This is a genomic window from Nocardiopsis sp. CNZ308 (assembly GCF_004217075.1).
In genome coordinates this window covers 2216716-2232900 of sequence record NZ_SHKJ01000001.1, presented here as the reverse complement: position 1 = coordinate 2232900, position 16185 = coordinate 2216716, and the positions used below count along the sequence as shown (strand labels likewise).

Here is a 16185-nt window from a genome sequence, read left to right as displayed (position 1 = left end):
GCCACCCCGGTCCCGTCCCACCCAAGGAAAGGCCGCACACCATGACCCAGCACGAGGGCACCGGCCCCGCCCGCGTCGTCCACCGCGTGATGGAGGCCGTCCACCCCGAGATGGCCGGCCGCACCGCGGTCGTCACCGGGGCGGCGCGCGGCATGGGCCGCAGCTTCGCCGCCGCCCTGGCCACCCGCGGCGTCAACGTCGTCGCGGCCGACATCAACGACGTCGACATGAAGCGGGTCGCCGACGAGATCAACCGCGACCTGGCCGACGGCGCCCTGCACGAGAGGCCCGGCCGGGTCGCCCCCCGCCGCGTCGACGTGGTCGTGCCCGAGCAGCACGACGACCTCGCCCGCGCCGCCGTCGACGAGTTCGGCTCCCTCGACTACTGGGTCAACAACGCCGGGGTCTTCCCGTACGCCACCGTCGGCGAGATCACCGCCGAGCAGATGTCCGCCGTCCTCGACGTCAACGTCCAGGGGGTCCTGCACGGCGCCCAGGCCGCCGCCCGCCGCATGCGGCCCGGCGGCGTCATCGTCAACATGTCCTCGGTGTCGGCGGTGCGCGTGCGCCGGGGCCGCGCCGCCTACTGCGCGTCCAAGGCCGCCGTCGCCCACCTGACCGAGTCCCTCGCCGTCGAGCTGGGCGACAGGGGGCTGCGCGTCAACTCCATCGCCCCCGGCTTCATCGACACCGAGATGACGCGCTGGCTCCAGGACGACCCCGAGGCCCTGGCCGCCGCCCTGGACAACGTGCCGCTGCACCGGGTCGGCTCCCCCGAGGAGGTCGTCGGCGTCCTGCTCTTCCTGCTCTCCGACAGCAGCCGCTACGTGACCGGGCACAGCATCGCCGTCGACGGGGGTTCCCGCCATGTCTGAGCACGTCGGCCGGCACGACCACGAGGACGAGGAGACCGCCGACGTCGTCGTCATCGGCGGGGGAGGAGCCGGGCTCGCCGCGGCCGTCACCGCCGCCGAGGAGGGCGCGCGCGTCCTGCTGTTCGAGTCCGAGTCCGAACTGGGCGGCTCCACCCAGCTCTCGGCGGGGCTCTTCACCGCCGCCGCGACCAGCGTCCAGCGCGGCGCGGGCGTGGAGGACAGCGCCGAACGCTTCTACCAGCACTACATGGACCTCAACCAGTGGATGCTCGAACCCGGGCTGGTCCGCGCCTTCTGCGAGAACGCCGGACCCACCCTGGAGTGGCTCATCGGACTGGGCGCCGGGTTCCCGGCCCGGACCTCCACCAACGCGCACATGCCCGGCCTGACCCGGGCCGGGGTCGAGGACGTCTGGCGCGCCCACGTCCCCGCCGACCAGGGCCTCGGGCTGGTCCAGGTGCTCGCCGCGGCCTGCCGCCGCCTCGGGGTCGAGACCGTGCTCAACACCCGGGTACGGCACCTGCTGTTCGAGGACGGCCGGGTGCGCGGCGTCGTCGCCGACGGCGTCACCGTCCGCGCGAACGCCGTGGTGGTCGCCACCGGAGGCCTGGCGCGGGACCCCGAACTGCTCAAGGAGTACTACCCGGACGCCCTGGAGGCGGGCGAGCACGCGTTCGTCGTGGCCGCGCCCGGCAGCCGGGGCGACCACCTGCGCTTCGCCGAACAGGTGGGGGCCTCCGTGACCGGCGCGGGCTGGGGGCTGCGGATGCCCACCGTCTACTTCCAGCGCCAGCACCACTGGCAGTCGGGGTTCCCGCCGCTCTCGCGCGTGTACGTCAACGGGGCCGGGCGCCGATTCATGGACGAGGACGCCTCCTACGCCGTCTCCACCGGCATCATCGACGCCCAGGGCGGCTCCGCGTGGTGCGTGTTCGACGACCGCGCCCGGGCCTCGCTGCCCCCCGGGTACGCGGACTGGACGCCCGGACGCGTCACCGAGGAGGCCGACGCGGGCCGCACCCTGCGCGCCGACACCCTGGAGGAACTGGCCGCCCTCATGGGGGTGCCCGAGGCCGCTCTGCTCACCACGGTGCGGACCTGGAACTCCCGGTTGCCGAACGGGCGGGACCCGGACTTCCTGCGCCACCTGACCCTGCGCGGCAAGGGGGCGCAGGCCGACCCCGAGCCCCTGGACACCGCCCCGTACTACGCGGCCCGCGTGCTCCCGGCCGAGATCGTCTGCACGCACGCCGGTCTGGAGATCGACTCCGCCGCCGCCGTGCGCGACCGCACCGGGACCGCGGTCCCCGGGCTCTTCGCCGCGGGCGAGGCGGGCGCCGGAGTCCTCGGCCCCCGCTACGTCGGCGGCGGCAACGCGGTCGCCAACGCCCTCACCATGGGCCGCATCGCCGGGAGGGGAGCGGCGGGCGCGCGGAGAGGATCCGCCAGGCCGACGCAACCCGCCGCGTGACGGGCGGCGCCACCGGACACGCCTCGGGGCGGGTGTCCTGAGGCGACCCGCCCCGCACCTTCCGCCCCACCGCACCGGACGCTTCACGCGGCCCCCTCGGCGCACGGCTCTCACCGCCCCCTCGGCAGTCGACAGCACGCGCCCCGGCCCCCCGCCATCCCCCACGACCACGGGATCGGGCGGCGCACACACCGATCCGACCCTCTCCCCAGGGAGGCAGCATGTCACTCCACCAGCAGTCGGCGTCCGGACCCGCACCGGCCCCGGAGGCGGGCTTCCAGTCGCGGATCAAGGTCATCCGCGCGGCGGTCATCGGCACCGTCGTCGAGTACTACGACTTCGGCATCTACGGCTACATGGCCACGTTCGTGGCGATGCTCTTCTTCGTCTCGGAGGACCCGACGGCGGCCCTGCTGGGCACGTTCGCCGCGTTCGCCGTCGCGTTCTTCATGCGCGTGCCCGGCGGCATCCTCTTCGGCCACATCGGGGACCGCTACGGGCGCAAGCGGGCCCTGTCCTGGACCATCCTGCTGATGGTCCTGGCCACCGCGGCCATCGGCGTGCTGCCCAACTACTACACGCTCGGCGTCTGGGCGACCGTCCTGCTGGTCCTGTGCCGCTGCGTCCAGGGCTTCGCCGCGGGCGGCGAACTCAGCGGCGCCAACGCCTTCGTGACCGAGTCCGCCCCGGCCCGTTGGCGGGCCACCCAGACCTCCCTGGTCAACTCGGGCACCTACTTCGGCTCGCTGTTCGCCTCCCTGGTGGCGCTCACCTTCACCATGGTCTTCACCGAGCAGCAGATGCTGGACTGGGCGTGGCGCCTGCCGTTCCTGCTCAGCCTGCCCATCGGCGTCATCGGCCTCTACATCCGCAGCCACCTGGACGACACCCCGCAGTTCAAGCAGCTGGAGGACAAGGGCGAGACCGAGCGCATGCCGATCCGGACCCTGCTGGTCACCAACTGGCGGTCCGTGCTGAAGATCATCGGCCTGGGCGCGGTGATCACCGGCGGCTACTACATCGTCTCGGTGTACGCGGCCACCTACCTCCAGACCACCGCCGGGCACTCCGCCCAGCTGGCCTTCGCCTCGACCTCGGTCGCCATGGTCGTCGGCGCCGCCACGCTGCCGCTCTCGGGCTACCTGGCCGACACCATCGGCCGCAAGAAGGTCATCCTCATCGGCAGCGTCGGGGCCACGCTCCTGGGCTTCCCGATGTTCATGATGATGTCCGCCGGTCCGGCCTGGGCCGCGATCGTGGGTCAGACGGTGCTGTTCGTGTGCGTCTCGGTCGTCAACGGCGCCTCGTTCGTCACCTACGCCGAGATGCTGAGCGCGTCCACCCGCTACAGCGGGATCGCGCTCGGCAACAACGTCACCAACACGCTCCTGGGCGGCACCGCGCCCTTCGTCGCGACCTGGCTGATCAGCGCCACCGGCCAACCGCTGGCGCCCGCGGGCTACTTCGTCCTCACCGCCCTGGTGACCCTGGTGACCGTCCTGTTCGTCACCGAGACGCGCGGCACCGAACTGCCGATCGACTGAGAGGAGAAGGCACATGCGGACAGCGGACGCGACGAGCGGCGGAGCCGGACACGGACTGGCCGGGCGCGTCGTCCTGGTGACGGGCGCCGCGGGCGGCATGGGCAGGGCCGAGGCCCTGGCACTGGGACGCGAGGGCGCCCGGGTCTGGGTGGCGGACCTGGACGCGGAGCGGGGCGAGGACACGGCCCGGGAGGTCGGTGAGCTGGGCGCGACGGCGCGGTTCGCCCGCCTGGACGCCGCCGACCCGGACGGCTGGGCGCGCCTGCGCGACCGGATCGCGGAGGAGGACGGCGGACGCCTGGACGGGCTGGTCAACAACGCCGGGGTCAGCCACCGCTTCGGGATCGCCGACACCACGGACGAGGACTGGCGCCGCGTGCTGGACGTCAACCTGTCCAGCGTGTTCTACGGAATGCGGTCCATGGCCCCGCTGCTGCGCGCGTCGGGCTCGGCGTCGGTGGTCAACGTGTCCTCCATCGCCGGGATGACCGGCTACTTCTCCGCCTCCTACGGCGCGAGCAAGTGGGGCGTGCGCGGCCTGAGCAAGGTGGGCGCTCTGGAGTTCGCGCCCTGGGGCGTGCGGGTGAACTCCCTGCACCCCGGGCTCGTGGACACCCCGCTGCTGCGCTCGGGGACCGACGACTTCGTCGAGGAGAGCCTGCGCTCGGTGCCCGCGGGCCGGGTGGCCGAACCCGGGGAGGTCGCCGACGTGGTGCTGTTCCTGCTGTCGGAGGCCTCCCGGTACGTGACGGGGGCCGAACTGGTCGTCGACGGCGGCCTGACCTCCGGCGGCCTCTACCACCGGATCACCTCGGGCCTGCGGGAGGGGCCCGTCTGAGTGTCCGGACACGGCTCCGGGGAGGCGCCCACCGTCCAGGTGCGCCTCCCCGGTTCCCGGAGCGCGCGGGACCTTCCGTGACTCCAGGCGCTCGCGGGGCCAGCGCCTCTCCTGGGGTCCGCGCTGTTCCCAGGGCCGCCGGGGTTCTCGCGCTGGCGCGGTCCGCGGCGCTTCCGGGACCGCCGGGCACTACGCCCGCGGCACCCCGCGTCGTGTTCCCGCCCACACCGCGCGGCGCCGTCAGGCGGCGGCCCGGTCGGTGACGCGCCGGACGGCCTCGACGGCCAGCTCGGGCTGGTCGACGTGGATGTGGTGGCCGCTCTCCTCGGCGGTGCTGAGTCGGCTTTCGGCGGACACCTGGAGCCACCGCTCCTGCCCCTCGGTCCACACGCGCTCCAGCTCGGCGCCGTACTCGGGGATCTCACCGAGGTACTGGACCCCGTGCTGGATGACCTCCGTCGGGATGTCCCCGGCCGAGCGGACCTCCGCGTCGCCGTCGATGACGATGCTCTCGGGGTTCTCGCCCCGGAACACCGCCAGGTTCTGCGCGCGCACCTCGGCGCCCGGGCCGGTGGCCGACTCGGGGATCACCTCGTTGATGTCGTCCAGCATCGTCGGTGACGTGGCGTCCAGCAGCACCAGGCCCCTGACCCGGTCCTGGTGGTCGGGGGCGTAGCGGGCGGCGATCAGCCCGCCCAGCGAGTGGCCGACCAGGACGACCGGGCCGTCACCGGCGACGTCGTCCAGGACGGCGGTCAGGGTCCGCCCGGCGTCGGCGACGCTCTGGGGGCCGGGCGGCTGGTCGCTCTCTCCCTCTCCGAACCGGTCGTAGGAGCAGACCCGGTCCCCCTCGCCCAGGGCCCCCTGGAGGCCGGCCATGGTGTCCAGGCCGTCGCCCATCCCGGCCATGAGGACGATGACCGGCCGTTCGTCGGCCGGGGCGCCGGAGCAGGAGACGTTCAGGGAACCGCCCTCGACGTCGAGCGTCTTGGTCCCGGTGAACAGCTCCCCGTCGGTCATCACGTCCTCCGCGGCCGACTCCAGGCCGGACCCCACCTCCTCCAGACCGGACCGCACGTCGGAGCACCCGACGAGGCCGGTCCCGGCCACGGCCAGGCACAGGGCGGTCAGGGCGGTCGTGCGGATGGTGCGCGTCATCGGGGCCTCCAGCGAGGGAATCGGGGCGGGGGACGTCGAGTGGTGCCGCGGGGCCGGGGGAGAGGGCACCGGCCCCGCTCCCGTGGACCGGGGCTCCGCGACTGGGGAAGAACCTACGGACACGGCGGCGCCCGGGTCATCACCGCACGGTGGGACACCCGTGTGTGGCTCCCGCGGGGGACGGCCCCCGCGGGCGGCACCCGTTCGCCCGCACCGGGCTCACCGCCCCGCCTCCATACGGGGCCGGGCCCCGTTCACCTGCGACGACGCGCCCCGTCACCGGCCGTGCGGCCGTCCCCCGGCACCGGAAAGCGCCCCGCCGCCGCCTCCGGGAGACCGCCGACCGCCGCGGACGGGCGCGGGTCGCGCACCGGAGGGGACCGGCGAAGGCCCGCCCCGCGCCCCGTGTCCCCCGTGCGAGCTACGCGCAGGTGTCCTCTCCACGGTGACGACCGCGCACCACCCCGCTCCGTAGCGTTTCCCCCAGACGCGAAACCCCCAACGAAGGAATTTCGATGAGACTTGTCTGGCAGCTCCTGGCCGTCGCCGCGGTCGCCTTCATCGGCGCACAGGGAGTCATGGCGTTCCAGGACGTCCCCCTGGTCGCCCTGGTCCTGGGCCTCCTGGTCGCCGTGGCCTCGGTGTTCGTCTACCGGTGGGTGGTGCGCCGCACCGAGCGCCGCACCGTGACCGAACTGGACTGGAAGGGCGCCGCCTCCTCCACCAGCTGGGGCACCCTCCTCGGCGTCGGACTGTTCGCCCTGGTCATCGTCAACATCGTCTTCCTCGGCGGCTACGAGGTCCACGGCCTGGGCTCTCCGATGGGCGCCCTGGGACTGGTCGGCTTCATGGCCGCCGTCGCGGTGACCGAGGAGCTGATGTGGCGCGGCGTGCTGTTCCGCATCATCGAGGAGCGCACCGGCAGCTGGATCGCCCTCACACTGACCGGCCTGGCCTTCGGCCTGGTGCACCTGATCAACCCGCACGCCACCCTGTGGGGCGCCCTCGCCATCGCCATCGAGGCCGGCGGCATGCTCACCGCCGCCTACATCGCCACCCGCAGCCTGTGGCTGCCCATCGGCCTGCACTTCGGCTGGAACATCGCCGGATCCGCCATCTTCAGCACCGCGGTCTCGGGCAGCGACACCCCCCAGGGGCTGTTGGACGTCACCATGTCGGGCCCCGCGATCATCACCGGCGGCGACTTCGGCCCCGAAGGCAGCATGTACTCCGTGGTGTTCTGCGTCATCGTCACCGTGGTCCTCATGTGGATCGCCCGCCGCCGCGACCGGATCGTCCCCTTCCGCGGGCGCTCCGAGCGGCCCGCCGCCACCACTACACTTCCCCAGTGACCAGTCTCCGGCGGCTTCCCGAACTGTGGCAGCGACTCGACGTCACCCTCCGGGACCTGCCCCTGGGGCTGCTGCTCCTGATCGCCTCGCTCATCCCGTCGCTGCACGGGCAGGGGACCGAGTTCGGCGGGGTGGCGGACCGCCCCCTGGACGCCCTGGGCCTGGTCGCCATCGCCCTCCAGTGCCTGCCCCTGGCCGGGCGGCGGCGGTGGCCGGTCCTGACCCTGGCCCTGGTGGCGAGCGGCTTCGCCCTCGACCAGCTGAACGGTTACCACCTGTTCGCGGGCACCGCGCTGCCCATCGCGCTGGTGAGCGCCGGCGCCCACGTCCACCGGTACCGGTGGACCACCGTGCTCGTGGCCTCGGCCGCCTACGTGGCGCTCTCGGTCGGGGTGGACCGGCTCGGAACGGGCGAGACCCCGGCCGGGTACGCGACGTTCTACGGGGCGCTGGCCCTGGCCTGGGGGGTCGGGGCGTGGCTGCGCTCCACCCGCATGGCCGAGGCCGAACGCCGCCGCCTCGTCGCCGAGGCCACCCGCACCGCCGAACGCACCCGCATCGCCCGCGAACTCCACGACGTCGTGACCCACCACGTGACCGCCATGGTCGTGCAGGCCGAGTCGGCGCGCTACCTGACCTCCGCGCCCGACCGGCTCGACCAGACCCTGACCGCGGTCACCGACACAGGCAGGCGGGCCATCACCGACCTGCGCCACCTGCTCGACCTGCTCAACCCCGACCACTCCACCCCCGCCCCCGCCTCCGACGAAGGACTGCTCGCCGTGGTGGAGCAGACGCGCCGGGCCGGGCAGCCGGTGGAGTTCAGCGAGGAGGGCACCCCGGCCTCCTCGCGCGGCAGCGCCGACCTCGTCGCGCACCGCGTCGTGCAGGAGGCCCTGACCAACGCCCTCAAGTACGCGCACGGAAGCCCCACCACCGTGCGGGTGCGCCACCGCCCCGAGGAGATCACCGTGAACGTCAGCACCGACCGCGCCGGGCCCCCGGGCGTCTCCCCCGGCGGAAGCGGGCGGGGCCTGGTCGGCCTGCGCGAACGCGTCGAGGTCCTGGGCGGCGACTTCACCGCCGGCCCGCGCGAGGGCGGGGGATTCGCCGTCCACGCCCGCATCCCCGCGCACGCCCCGGTGGGCGACCGGGCATGAGCGCGCCGATCCGGGTCCTGGTCTGCGACGACCAGGTGCTGATCCGCACCGGCCTCGTCACCATCATCGACGCCCAACCCGACCTGGAGGTCGCCGGCGAGTGCGGCGACGGCGGGGCCGCCGTCGAACTCGCCGAGCGGCTGCGCCCCGACGTCGTGGTGATGGACGTGCGCATGCCCGTGCTCGACGGCATCGAGGCCACCCGGCGCCTGGCCGGGGCCGGGGTGGACCGTCCCGTCAAGGTCCTGGTGGTCACGACGTTCAACCTCGACGAGTACGTCTACGAGGCGCTGCGCGCGGGCGCCAGCGGGTTCCTGCTCAAGGACGCGCCACCGGCCCAGTTGCTGCACGGCATCCGCACCGTGTCCACCGGCGCGGCCCTGCTGGACCCCGAGGTCACGCGACAGCTGGTGGGCAGGTACGCCGCCCGGATCCGGCCCCCCGACGCCGCCGCGGCCGACGCCCGGCTGACCCCCCGCGAGCTGGAGGTCCTGCGCCTGATCGCCAACGGCCTGTCCAACGGCGAGATCGCCGCGAGCCTGTTCATCAGCCAGGAGACCGTGAAGACCTTCGTCTCGCGCATCCTGACCAAACTCGACCTGCGCGACCGCGTCCAGGCCGTGGTCTACGCCTACCGGCAGGGGCTGGTGACCTGACCCCCGGCGCACACCCTGACCGGCGGGAGAGCGCCGGGCTCCGCGAACGGCCGCACACCCCGGACCCGCGCTCCGCGGCGGGGCCGGGGCGCACGCGCGGCGGACGTCCCGGCCCGTGCGGGGAGACCGGACCGGTGCCTCGGCCGCCGGACCTCCCCGCGCGCCGGTCACGGGCTTGACCTTGACACGGTGACAGGGTCTTCACTCGGGTGCAGGAGGTGGTCCCGATCAACGCTGCCAACACGACCCCGAAGAACACCCGCGTCGCCGACGCCCTGTCCGCCGGGAACACGTCGGTCCGGCTCCAGGCGGCCCTGGCGGCCGGGTCGAACCCCGACCCCTCGCTCCTGGAGCCGCTCGTCGAGCGGTGCGCGGTCGAGCCCGACTTCTTCGTACGGGACATGCTGTCCTGGGCGCTGACCCGCCTCCCGGCGGAGACCGCCCTGCCGCGGATCCGCCGGGAGCTCGACTCCGAGCGCTCCCAGGCCCGCAGCCAGGCCCTGCACCTGCTCTCCAAGATCGGCGACAGGAGCACGTGGTCCTGGATCACCCGCGACATGCTGCGCGACGGCAACGACCAGGTCGCGCGGACCGCGTGGCGCGTCGCGGTCGCCCTCGCGCCCGACGACGATGAGCAGAGGAGGGGCCTGGCCGGTGAACTGGTCCTCCAGCTCGGTCGCGGCGACCGCGATGTGCGGCTGAGCCTGAGCCGGGCCCTCGTCGACCTCGGCGACGTGGTCGTGCCCGCCCTGGAGAGGGCCGCGGAGGACCCCGACCCGGCGGTGGCGGCGCACGCCCGTGCCACCGAACTGCTCCGGCAGGACCCGGAGGGCGGTTTCGACGCCGCCGTCGAGGAGGCCGGACGCGTGGTCACACTCGGCCCTGAACGAGCCGCCGCTGCCGCCGCCGCGGTCGCGGCGGCGGACACCGGGGCGCCGGAGGACTCCGGGAAGGCAGGGGCCGCCGAGGACACGGAGGACGCGGATTGCTGATCGGTGAGGTGGCCCGCCGCTCCGGGGTGAGCACCCGGATGCTCCGCCACTACGACGCCCTGGGGCTGGTGAGGCCGACGGGCCGCACCGCCGGGGGCTACCGCGAGTACTCCGACGAGGACGTCCGCAGGATCTTCCAGGTGGAGAGCCTGCGGACCCTCGGGCTCTCGCTCAGGCAGATCGGGCGGGCGCTGGAGGACCCGGCCTTCACACCGTCCGCCCTGGTGGACGACCTCATCCGGTGGACGCGGGAGCGCCTGGCCCGGGAACGGGAACTGCTCGATCGGCTCCGCGCGATCGACGCGTCGGAGCCCGCCGACTGGCAGGACGTCCTGGGCGTCGTCGAACTCATGCGGGAACTCGACGCGACCAGCGCCGCGCGCAGACAGCAGGCCCTCCTGTCCCGGCCGGGGGACGCGTCGGCCTCCGCCGAACTGCTGGCCGGGGCGCTCCTGACCGAATCCGACCCCCACGTCGCGGGCGCCCTGCGCTGGGCGCTCGCCCGGTCGGGCGGCGACGGCGTGGCGACCCTGGCAGCCGGTGCGCGGTCGGAGGACACCGACGTCCGGCGGCGCGCGGTGCTGGCGGTCGCCGGGATGCCCGAGGCCCCGGGCGTCACCGCGGTGCTCGCGGACGCCCTCGGGGATCCGGACCCCGTGGTGCGCGGGCACGCCGCCCTGGCCCTGGGCGGGTACGGCGCGGCCGAGGCCGTACCCGCGCTGGTCGGCATGGTGGTCGACGGCTCCAGGGACGTGGAGGCGGCGGAGGCGCTGGCGGGGCTGTCCCGGGACCCCGGGTGCGCGGACCGGATCACGACCGCCCTGACCGACGAACTCGCCGCACCCGACGCGGACTCCGCGACACGGATCCGTCTCGTCCAGGCGCTGGTCGAGATCGGGGGAGCCGCCGTGCGCGGGATCCTGGACCGACTGACCCGGGACGAGGACCGCTCCGTCGCCCTCGTCGCCTCGGCCCTCGCCGGAACCCTCCGGGAGCGGTCCCGCGAGGAGGACCGGTCCTTGGGAGAAGGGGAGGACCGGGCCGACGGGGACTCCTGAGGGCGCGCCGCCGGGACGCCGGCGCGTCCGGTTCCAGAGGCGCTCCGCCGGAACCGGACGCACCCCTCACCGGAATCCGGCGGGAAGGGTCATCAGGTCGATCCCCCACAACGGCGGCAGCAGGAACAGCGTCCCCGCGATCACGAAGGCGAGGGCGATGACGTTCAGCCAGAACCCGCTCCTGACCATCTCCATGATCGTCACCCTGCCGGTGCCGAACATGATCGCGTTCGGAGGGGTGCCCACGGGGAGCATGAACGCGCAGTTCGCGGCCATCGCGCAGGGGACCATCAGCGCGTACGGGTGGATGTCCAGGGAGACCGCGAGGGCCGCCATGACCGGGAGGATCATCGTCGCCGTCGCGGCGTTCGAGGTGATCTCCGTCAGGAACAGCACGAGCGCGGTGGCGATGACGATGGTCAGGATCACGTCGACCCCGTCGAGTACGCGCAGCTGCTCGCCGATCCACGCGGAGAGGCCGGTGTCGACGAACCCCGCGGCGATGGCCAGCCCGCCGCCGAACAGCAGGAGGATCCCCCAGGGGATCCTCTTGGAGTCCTCCCACTGGAGGATCCTCCTCTCCCGGACACCGCGGGTCGGCAGCGTGAACAGGACCACCGTCGCGACGATCGCGATCACCCCGTCGCTGATCCCCGGGAGGAGGCCCTCCCAGAGGAACGACCGGGTCACCCACATGAAGGCCGTGCCGAGGAAGACGCCGAGCACGAGCTTCTCCTGGGCGGACATCCGGCCGAGGGACCTCCTCTCCTCCCGGATGATCTCCCTGCCGCCGGGAAGCTGCCTGAACCGGACCCTGAGCTTGACGCCCGTCAGGTAGAACCACGCGAGGGCGAGGAGGAGCGCGGCGAGCGGGACCCCGAACACCATCCACCCGCCGAACGAGACGCTCTCGCCGAAGAGCTCCCCGGTGGTCGCCGCGAGAACGGCGAGCGGCGGTGTCCCGATGAGCGTGCCGAGGCCGCCGATGGTGGCCGCGTAGCCGATGCCGAAGATGACGGACTTCTCGAACCTGGGCAGGTCGTCGGCGAACTCCCCGCCCCGCAGCGAACGGGAGGCCTGGTACACGACCGCCAGTCCGACGGGGATCATCATCATCGTGGCGGCCGTGTTGGAGACCCACATCGACAGGAAGGCCGTCGCGACCATGAAGCCGAGGACGATGCGGCGCGGACTCGTACCGATCGCCGCGACGATCGAGAGGGCGATGCGCTGGTGGAGGTTCCACTTCTCCATCGCGATCGCGAGCGAGAACCCTCCCAGGAACAGGAAGATGATGTCGTTGCCGTACGCCGCGACCACGGCGTCGCCCTCCAGCGCGCCGGTCAGCGGCAGGAGCGCGACCGGGAGCAGGGACGTGACCGGGATGGGTATCGCCTCGGTGATCCACCAGGTCGCGACCCAGAGGGTGGTGGCCAGGACCGCCCGCCCCGCCGACGAGAGCCCCTCGGGTTCGAAGAACACGAGCGTCAGCACGAACAGCAGCGGACCGAGCACCAGCCCGGTGACGCGCGCGGGCGTGTAGCCGGGTCCGGGGCCGGGGCCGCCGGACTCCGCGGCCGGTCCCGCGTCCTCGGGGCCGTCATGGGCGGCGGAGGGGCCGCCGCCGGAGGCCGTCGGCTCGGCCCGGCGCGACCTCCCGCGCTTGGAGAACGTCAGGAGCCCTTTGACCTCCCTGTGTGACGCCCACAGGCTCTCCCACAGGGGGTACGGGTAAGAGGTTGCCATTGTGCTGCACCTATCTCCGGTCTCCCGCCCGGCGCGGAGCGGGGCGAAGGGCCGGTTCGGGGGGTACGCGGTTCGACAGCGGCCGCGAGGGAACGCGGCCGTGGGCACCGCGCGAGGGAAACAGGGGGAACCGTCGCCGGTCGCGGCACCGGCTCCGTCGGCGGCGCCCGTGGCCCGGACGGCCGTTCACGCCGCCTCGGAGCGGCCGTGTGCGGGGCCGGGGGCGGCGGCTCCCGTGTCCGCGACCGTCGCGGGAGCCGCCCGTCCCGGGAGGTCAGCCGTGCAGGCCCCGCAGGACCTCGTGGAACTTCGCCTTGCCTTCGAGCCCGATGCCCGGGAGGTCGCCCGGCGCCACACGACCGCGGGTGACCACCGCGTCGTCGGCGAAGCCGCCCGTGGGCTGGAACTCCCCGGGGTAGGACTCGTTGCCGCCGAGCTTGAGGGCCGCGGCGATGTGCAGCGAGAACTGGTGCCCGCCGTGCGGGACGCACCGGCGGGAGGACCAGCCGTGCTGGGCGAGCATGTCCAGGACCCGGCGGTACTCCGTCAGCCCGTAGCTCAGCGCCGGGTCGACCTGGACGAAGTCGCGGTCCGGGCGCATCCCGCCGTAGCGGATCAGGTTCCGGGCGTCCTGGAGGGAGAACAGGTTCTCGCCGGTCGCGATGGGGTTGCGGTAGTCCTCCGACAGCGTCGCGTTCAGGGCGTAGTCCAGCGGGTCGCCGACCTCCTCGTACCAGAAGAGGCCGTACCGGTCGATGGCCCGGCCGTACTCCAGCGCGGTCCGCAGGTCGAACTTGCCGTTGACGTCCACCATCAGCCGGGACCCGTCGCCGTCCAGGACGTCGATGACCGCCTCGATGCGCCGGAGGTCCTCGGCCAGGTCGGCGCCGCCGATCTTCATCTTGACGATCTCGTACCCGGCGTCGAGGAAGCCCCGCATCTCGTCCTGGAGGTCCTCCAGGGTCTTGCCGGGCGCGTAGTAGCCGCCGGCGGCGTAGACGAAGACGTCCTCGTCCGGGTCGCCGTCGCCGTAGTGGTCGGAGATCCACCGGTACAGCGGCACCCCCGCGGCCTTGGCGGCGAGGTCGTGCAGCGCCATGTCCACCACGCCGACGGCGACGGAGCGTTCACCGTGTCCGCCCGGCTTCTCGTTGCGCATCATGACGTCCCACGCCCGGGCGGGTGAGAGTTCGCCGTTCCCGTCCAGCAGATCCTCCGGGGCGGCGCCGCGCAGCCTCGGCAGCATCCGCTCGTTCAGGATGGCCGTGGCGTTGTACCGGCCGTTGGAGTTGAAGCCGTAACCCACCAGGGGTTTGCCGTCGACCACCACGTCACTGACCAGCGCCAGGATCGTGCAGTCCATCCTGCTGAAGTCGATGTACGCGTTGCGCATCGACGAGCTGATCGGGATGGTGCCGACGTGGGCGGAAACGATTCGCATGGGTCTCTTCCTGCCGAACTTGGTCTTATAAGACCCTTATAAGTTATGCGGAGCCTATACTGGCCGAGACGGGGGTCACAAGACCGTGAGCGGAAATCTGGTGAGAGAGGTCACGATGACCGGCGCGAACGTCTTCTCCAGCAAGGGCGGGCTGGCCTACACCGAGCTGCGCCGCCGCATCACCTCCGGTGAGCTGGCCCCGGGCTCACGCCTGTCGCAGTACGAACTGGCGGAGGAGATGGGGATGAGCATCACGCCCCTGCGCGAGGCGATCAGGCGCCTGGCCAGCGAGGACTGGGTCGTGATGGACACCCACCGGGACGTCCGGGTGGCGCCCATGAGCGGCACCGAGGCCCGCGAGCTGCTGGAGGCCCGTTTCTCGCTGGAGCCCTCCGCCACCGAGCTGGCCGCGCTGCGCCGCACCGAACGCGACATCGCCGCGATGAGGGCGGCCGCCGACGAACTCCTGCCGGTCACCCGTACCTGGGGGGAGGAGGCCATCGCGGCGCACCGGGCCTTCCACCGGGCGATCTACGCCGCCTCGCACAACAGCGTGATGACCAGGCTCCTGGACGACCTGTGGGACAAGGCCGACCGGTACCGGCGGATCGGCCTGGAACTGCCCGCGGGCGCCGAGCCGCGCACCCTCGACCTCAACCAGCACCACGAGATCCTGGAGCTCGTCGCCGTCGGCGACGGCGCCGCCGCGGCCGGACTGGTGCGCTCCCACATCCGCAACAGCCTCGGAGCCGTGGTCACGGACACCCTCGAAGGCAGGGAGCGCGCCTACCACCCCATCGCCGGGCGTTCGGTCTGAGACCGCCCGGAGTACCAACCCCGCGCACCGCTGCCGGAAGCCCTCTCGGCCCGCGCCGGGCGGAGCGGGTGCCACCCGTCCCGGCGGGCGCTAATCCAGGGTTTCGTCCACGAGGGGGAGGCAGGCCAGCACGTCGTCGTTGACCGCCTGCTGGAGTTCCTCCGCGTGGGCGACGTGCTCGTCCACGTCGTGGTCGGAGAACGAGACCAGGTACTCCGCGTAGTCGTCGTAGACCTCGGCGTTGGGGGTGTCGGTCCGCCCCAGGGTTCCGTAGCCTTCGACCATCGCGCTGTCGATCTGCTCGGGACTGGTGACGAACCCGGTGGCGGGCGCGGTCTCGGCGACCTCGCCCAGCACCCGGCAGAACTCCTCGTCGAGGAGCCCCGTGCTGGGGCTCCCGGCGATCGCCTGGCGCATCCGCTCCCGGGCCTGCTCCTCGGCCGCCGCCAGCGCCTCGATCCGGGCCTCCTCCTCCCGGTAGCCGAGGTAGAGCAGCACTCCGCAGGCGCCCAACGCCGTCATGGTCCATCCGGCCGTGATCGCCAGCCGCGACAGGCCGCGCCGCCAGTAGGTGCGCCGCACCGCGACGTGGCCCAGCACCGCTCCCGCCGGCGGGGCGAGGAACGCCAGGACCACGGCGAGCGCGGGCAGCCGTGTGGGCACCAGGTCCTCGGCCAACTCCCCGGGGCCGCCGGTACCGTCCTCGGACACGCGGCCCTCAGCGGGGACGTCCGCGTCCTTCTCCCCCGGAGCCCGGTCCGGGCTCCGGTCCGCACCGCCGTCCATGTCCGCCATCGCCCTCCCCTCGCGTTCTCCCACCTGTGCCGCGCCATGACGGCCGTGCGGGGTGCTGCCGTGGCGTGCTCGCTCCTCCGGTCCGCCGCGCCGTCACGGCGGCGGGAGCCGAGGTGCCCTCACCGGTTCCGTGGACGGTGCCGACACGGTGGTGATCCCTGTCTCCGCCGAGAAGAAGACACCTGGATACTCACCTTTCGAGCGAACGATCAACGCCATCATGGCATCTGGCTGTCAAGAGTAAGGAGTGGACGAACCGCTGTGGTGAACCGAAGAACCCCG

The 16185-nt window shown here is 73.2% G+C and carries 14 protein-coding genes; 10 read left to right on the top strand and 4 right to left on the bottom strand.

What is annotated here, in order from left to right:
• Window positions 1-41 precede the first annotated feature (41 nt).
• The 4 genes from EV372_RS09625 (at window position 42) to EV372_RS09610 (ending at window position 4728) form a co-directional block, all read left to right on the top strand.
• Window positions 42-875 (top strand): SDR family NAD(P)-dependent oxidoreductase, encoded by an 834-nt coding sequence (locus EV372_RS09625; RefSeq protein WP_130395733.1) that lies wholly within the window; start codon window positions 42-44, stop codon window positions 873-875.
• The gene (locus EV372_RS09620) at window positions 868-2346 is read left to right on the top strand and encodes an FAD-dependent oxidoreductase (protein ID WP_130395732.1); all 1479 of its coding nucleotides are present in this window, start codon (window positions 868-870) and stop codon (window positions 2344-2346) included. Before EV372_RS09625 ends, EV372_RS09620 begins: the two co-directional genes overlap by 8 nt.
• A 221-nt stretch (window positions 2347-2567) precedes the next feature.
• Complete coding sequence (locus EV372_RS09615; RefSeq protein ID WP_130395731.1) at window positions 2568-3890, top strand: MFS transporter; 1323 nt, start codon at window positions 2568-2570, stop codon at window positions 3888-3890.
• Between the two features lie 13 nt (window positions 3891-3903).
• The gene (locus EV372_RS09610; protein WP_130395730.1) at window positions 3904-4728 is read left to right on the top strand and encodes an SDR family NAD(P)-dependent oxidoreductase; all 825 of its coding nucleotides are present in this window, start codon (window positions 3904-3906) and stop codon (window positions 4726-4728) included.
• A 240-nt stretch (window positions 4729-4968) separates the two neighbouring features.
• On the opposite strand, the gene EV372_RS09605 is transcribed toward EV372_RS09610, so the two are convergent.
• Complete coding sequence (locus EV372_RS09605; RefSeq protein ID WP_130395729.1) at window positions 4969-5886, bottom strand: alpha/beta fold hydrolase; 918 nt, start codon at window positions 5884-5886, stop codon at window positions 4969-4971.
• A 515-nt stretch (window positions 5887-6401) separates the two neighbouring features.
• Here EV372_RS09605 and EV372_RS09600 point away from each other — a divergent pair.
• From EV372_RS09600 to EV372_RS09580, 5 genes are all read left to right on the top strand, one after another.
• Window positions 6402-7238: a CPBP family intramembrane glutamic endopeptidase gene (locus tag EV372_RS09600; protein ID WP_130395728.1), complete on the top strand. Its 837-nt coding sequence runs from the start codon at window positions 6402-6404 to the stop codon at window positions 7236-7238.
• Window positions 7235-8398: a sensor histidine kinase gene (locus EV372_RS09595; protein ID WP_130395727.1), complete on the top strand. Its 1164-nt coding sequence runs from the start codon at window positions 7235-7237 to the stop codon at window positions 8396-8398. Before EV372_RS09600 ends, EV372_RS09595 begins: the two co-directional genes overlap by 4 nt.
• On the top strand, window positions 8395-9054 hold the full coding sequence (locus EV372_RS09590) for a response regulator (RefSeq protein ID WP_130395726.1): 660 nt from the start codon (window positions 8395-8397) through the stop codon (window positions 9052-9054). The genes EV372_RS09595 and EV372_RS09590 overlap by 4 nt, the downstream gene beginning before the upstream one ends.
• A 209-nt stretch (window positions 9055-9263) precedes the next feature.
• Window positions 9264-10046, top strand: a complete 783-nt coding sequence (locus tag EV372_RS09585) for a HEAT repeat domain-containing protein (protein WP_130395725.1) — start codon at window positions 9264-9266, stop codon at window positions 10044-10046.
• The gene (locus tag EV372_RS09580; RefSeq protein ID WP_130395724.1) at window positions 10040-11104 is read left to right on the top strand and encodes a HEAT repeat domain-containing protein; all 1065 of its coding nucleotides are present in this window, start codon (window positions 10040-10042) and stop codon (window positions 11102-11104) included. The genes EV372_RS09585 and EV372_RS09580 overlap by 7 nt, the downstream gene beginning before the upstream one ends.
• A gap of 66 nt (window positions 11105-11170) precedes the next feature.
• Here EV372_RS09580 and EV372_RS09575 read toward each other — a convergent pair whose 3' ends face one another.
• Together EV372_RS09575 and EV372_RS09570 are read right to left on the bottom strand one after the other, a co-directional pair.
• The gene (locus EV372_RS09575; RefSeq protein ID WP_130395723.1) at window positions 11171-12850 is read right to left on the bottom strand and encodes an SLC13 family permease; all 1680 of its coding nucleotides are present in this window, start codon (window positions 12848-12850) and stop codon (window positions 11171-11173) included.
• A gap of 274 nt (window positions 12851-13124) precedes the next feature.
• Window positions 13125-14291, bottom strand: coding sequence for an enolase C-terminal domain-like protein (locus tag EV372_RS09570; protein WP_130395722.1), 1167 nt, complete (start codon window positions 14289-14291; stop codon window positions 13125-13127).
• 115 nt (window positions 14292-14406) lie between these two features.
• Between EV372_RS09570 and EV372_RS09565 the strand changes: the two genes are divergently transcribed.
• Window positions 14407-15108, top strand: a complete 702-nt coding sequence (locus EV372_RS09565; RefSeq protein ID WP_130398844.1) for a GntR family transcriptional regulator — start codon at window positions 14407-14409, stop codon at window positions 15106-15108.
• A gap of 90 nt (window positions 15109-15198) precedes the next feature.
• Here EV372_RS09565 and EV372_RS09560 read toward each other — a convergent pair whose 3' ends face one another.
• Entirely contained in the window at window positions 15199-15903 is a 705-nt protein-coding gene (locus tag EV372_RS09560; RefSeq protein WP_130395721.1) for a hypothetical protein, read from the bottom strand.
• Window positions 15904-16185 lie beyond the last annotated feature (282 nt).

Bases quoted from the DNA above. Each gene is read 5' to 3' on its own strand.
- EV372_RS09565 (WP_130398844.1), top strand. From the start codon at position 14,407: ATGACCGGCGCGAACGTCTTCTCCAGCAAGGGCGGGCTGGCCTACACC.
- EV372_RS09615 (WP_130395731.1), top strand. From the start codon at position 2,568: ATGTCACTCCACCAGCAGTCGGCGTCCGGACCCGCACCGGCCCCGGAG.
- EV372_RS09560 (WP_130395721.1), bottom strand. From the start codon at position 15,903: ATGGCGGACATGGACGGCGGTGCGGACCGGAGCCCGGACCGGGCTCCG.
- EV372_RS09610 (WP_130395730.1), top strand. From the start codon at position 3,904: ATGCGGACAGCGGACGCGACGAGCGGCGGAGCCGGACACGGACTGGCC.
- EV372_RS09625 (WP_130395733.1), top strand. From the start codon at position 42: ATGACCCAGCACGAGGGCACCGGCCCCGCCCGCGTCGTCCACCGCGTG.
- EV372_RS09605 (WP_130395729.1), bottom strand. From the start codon at position 5,886: ATGACGCGCACCATCCGCACGACCGCCCTGACCGCCCTGTGCCTGGCC.
- EV372_RS09575 (WP_130395723.1), bottom strand. From the start codon at position 12,850: ATGGCAACCTCTTACCCGTACCCCCTGTGGGAGAGCCTGTGGGCGTCA.
- EV372_RS09590 (WP_130395726.1), top strand. From the start codon at position 8,395: ATGAGCGCGCCGATCCGGGTCCTGGTCTGCGACGACCAGGTGCTGATC.
- EV372_RS09620 (WP_130395732.1), top strand. From the start codon at position 868: ATGTCTGAGCACGTCGGCCGGCACGACCACGAGGACGAGGAGACCGCC.
- EV372_RS09600 (WP_130395728.1), top strand. From the start codon at position 6,402: ATGAGACTTGTCTGGCAGCTCCTGGCCGTCGCCGCGGTCGCCTTCATC.
- EV372_RS09570 (WP_130395722.1), bottom strand. From the start codon at position 14,291: ATGCGAATCGTTTCCGCCCACGTCGGCACCATCCCGATCAGCTCGTCG.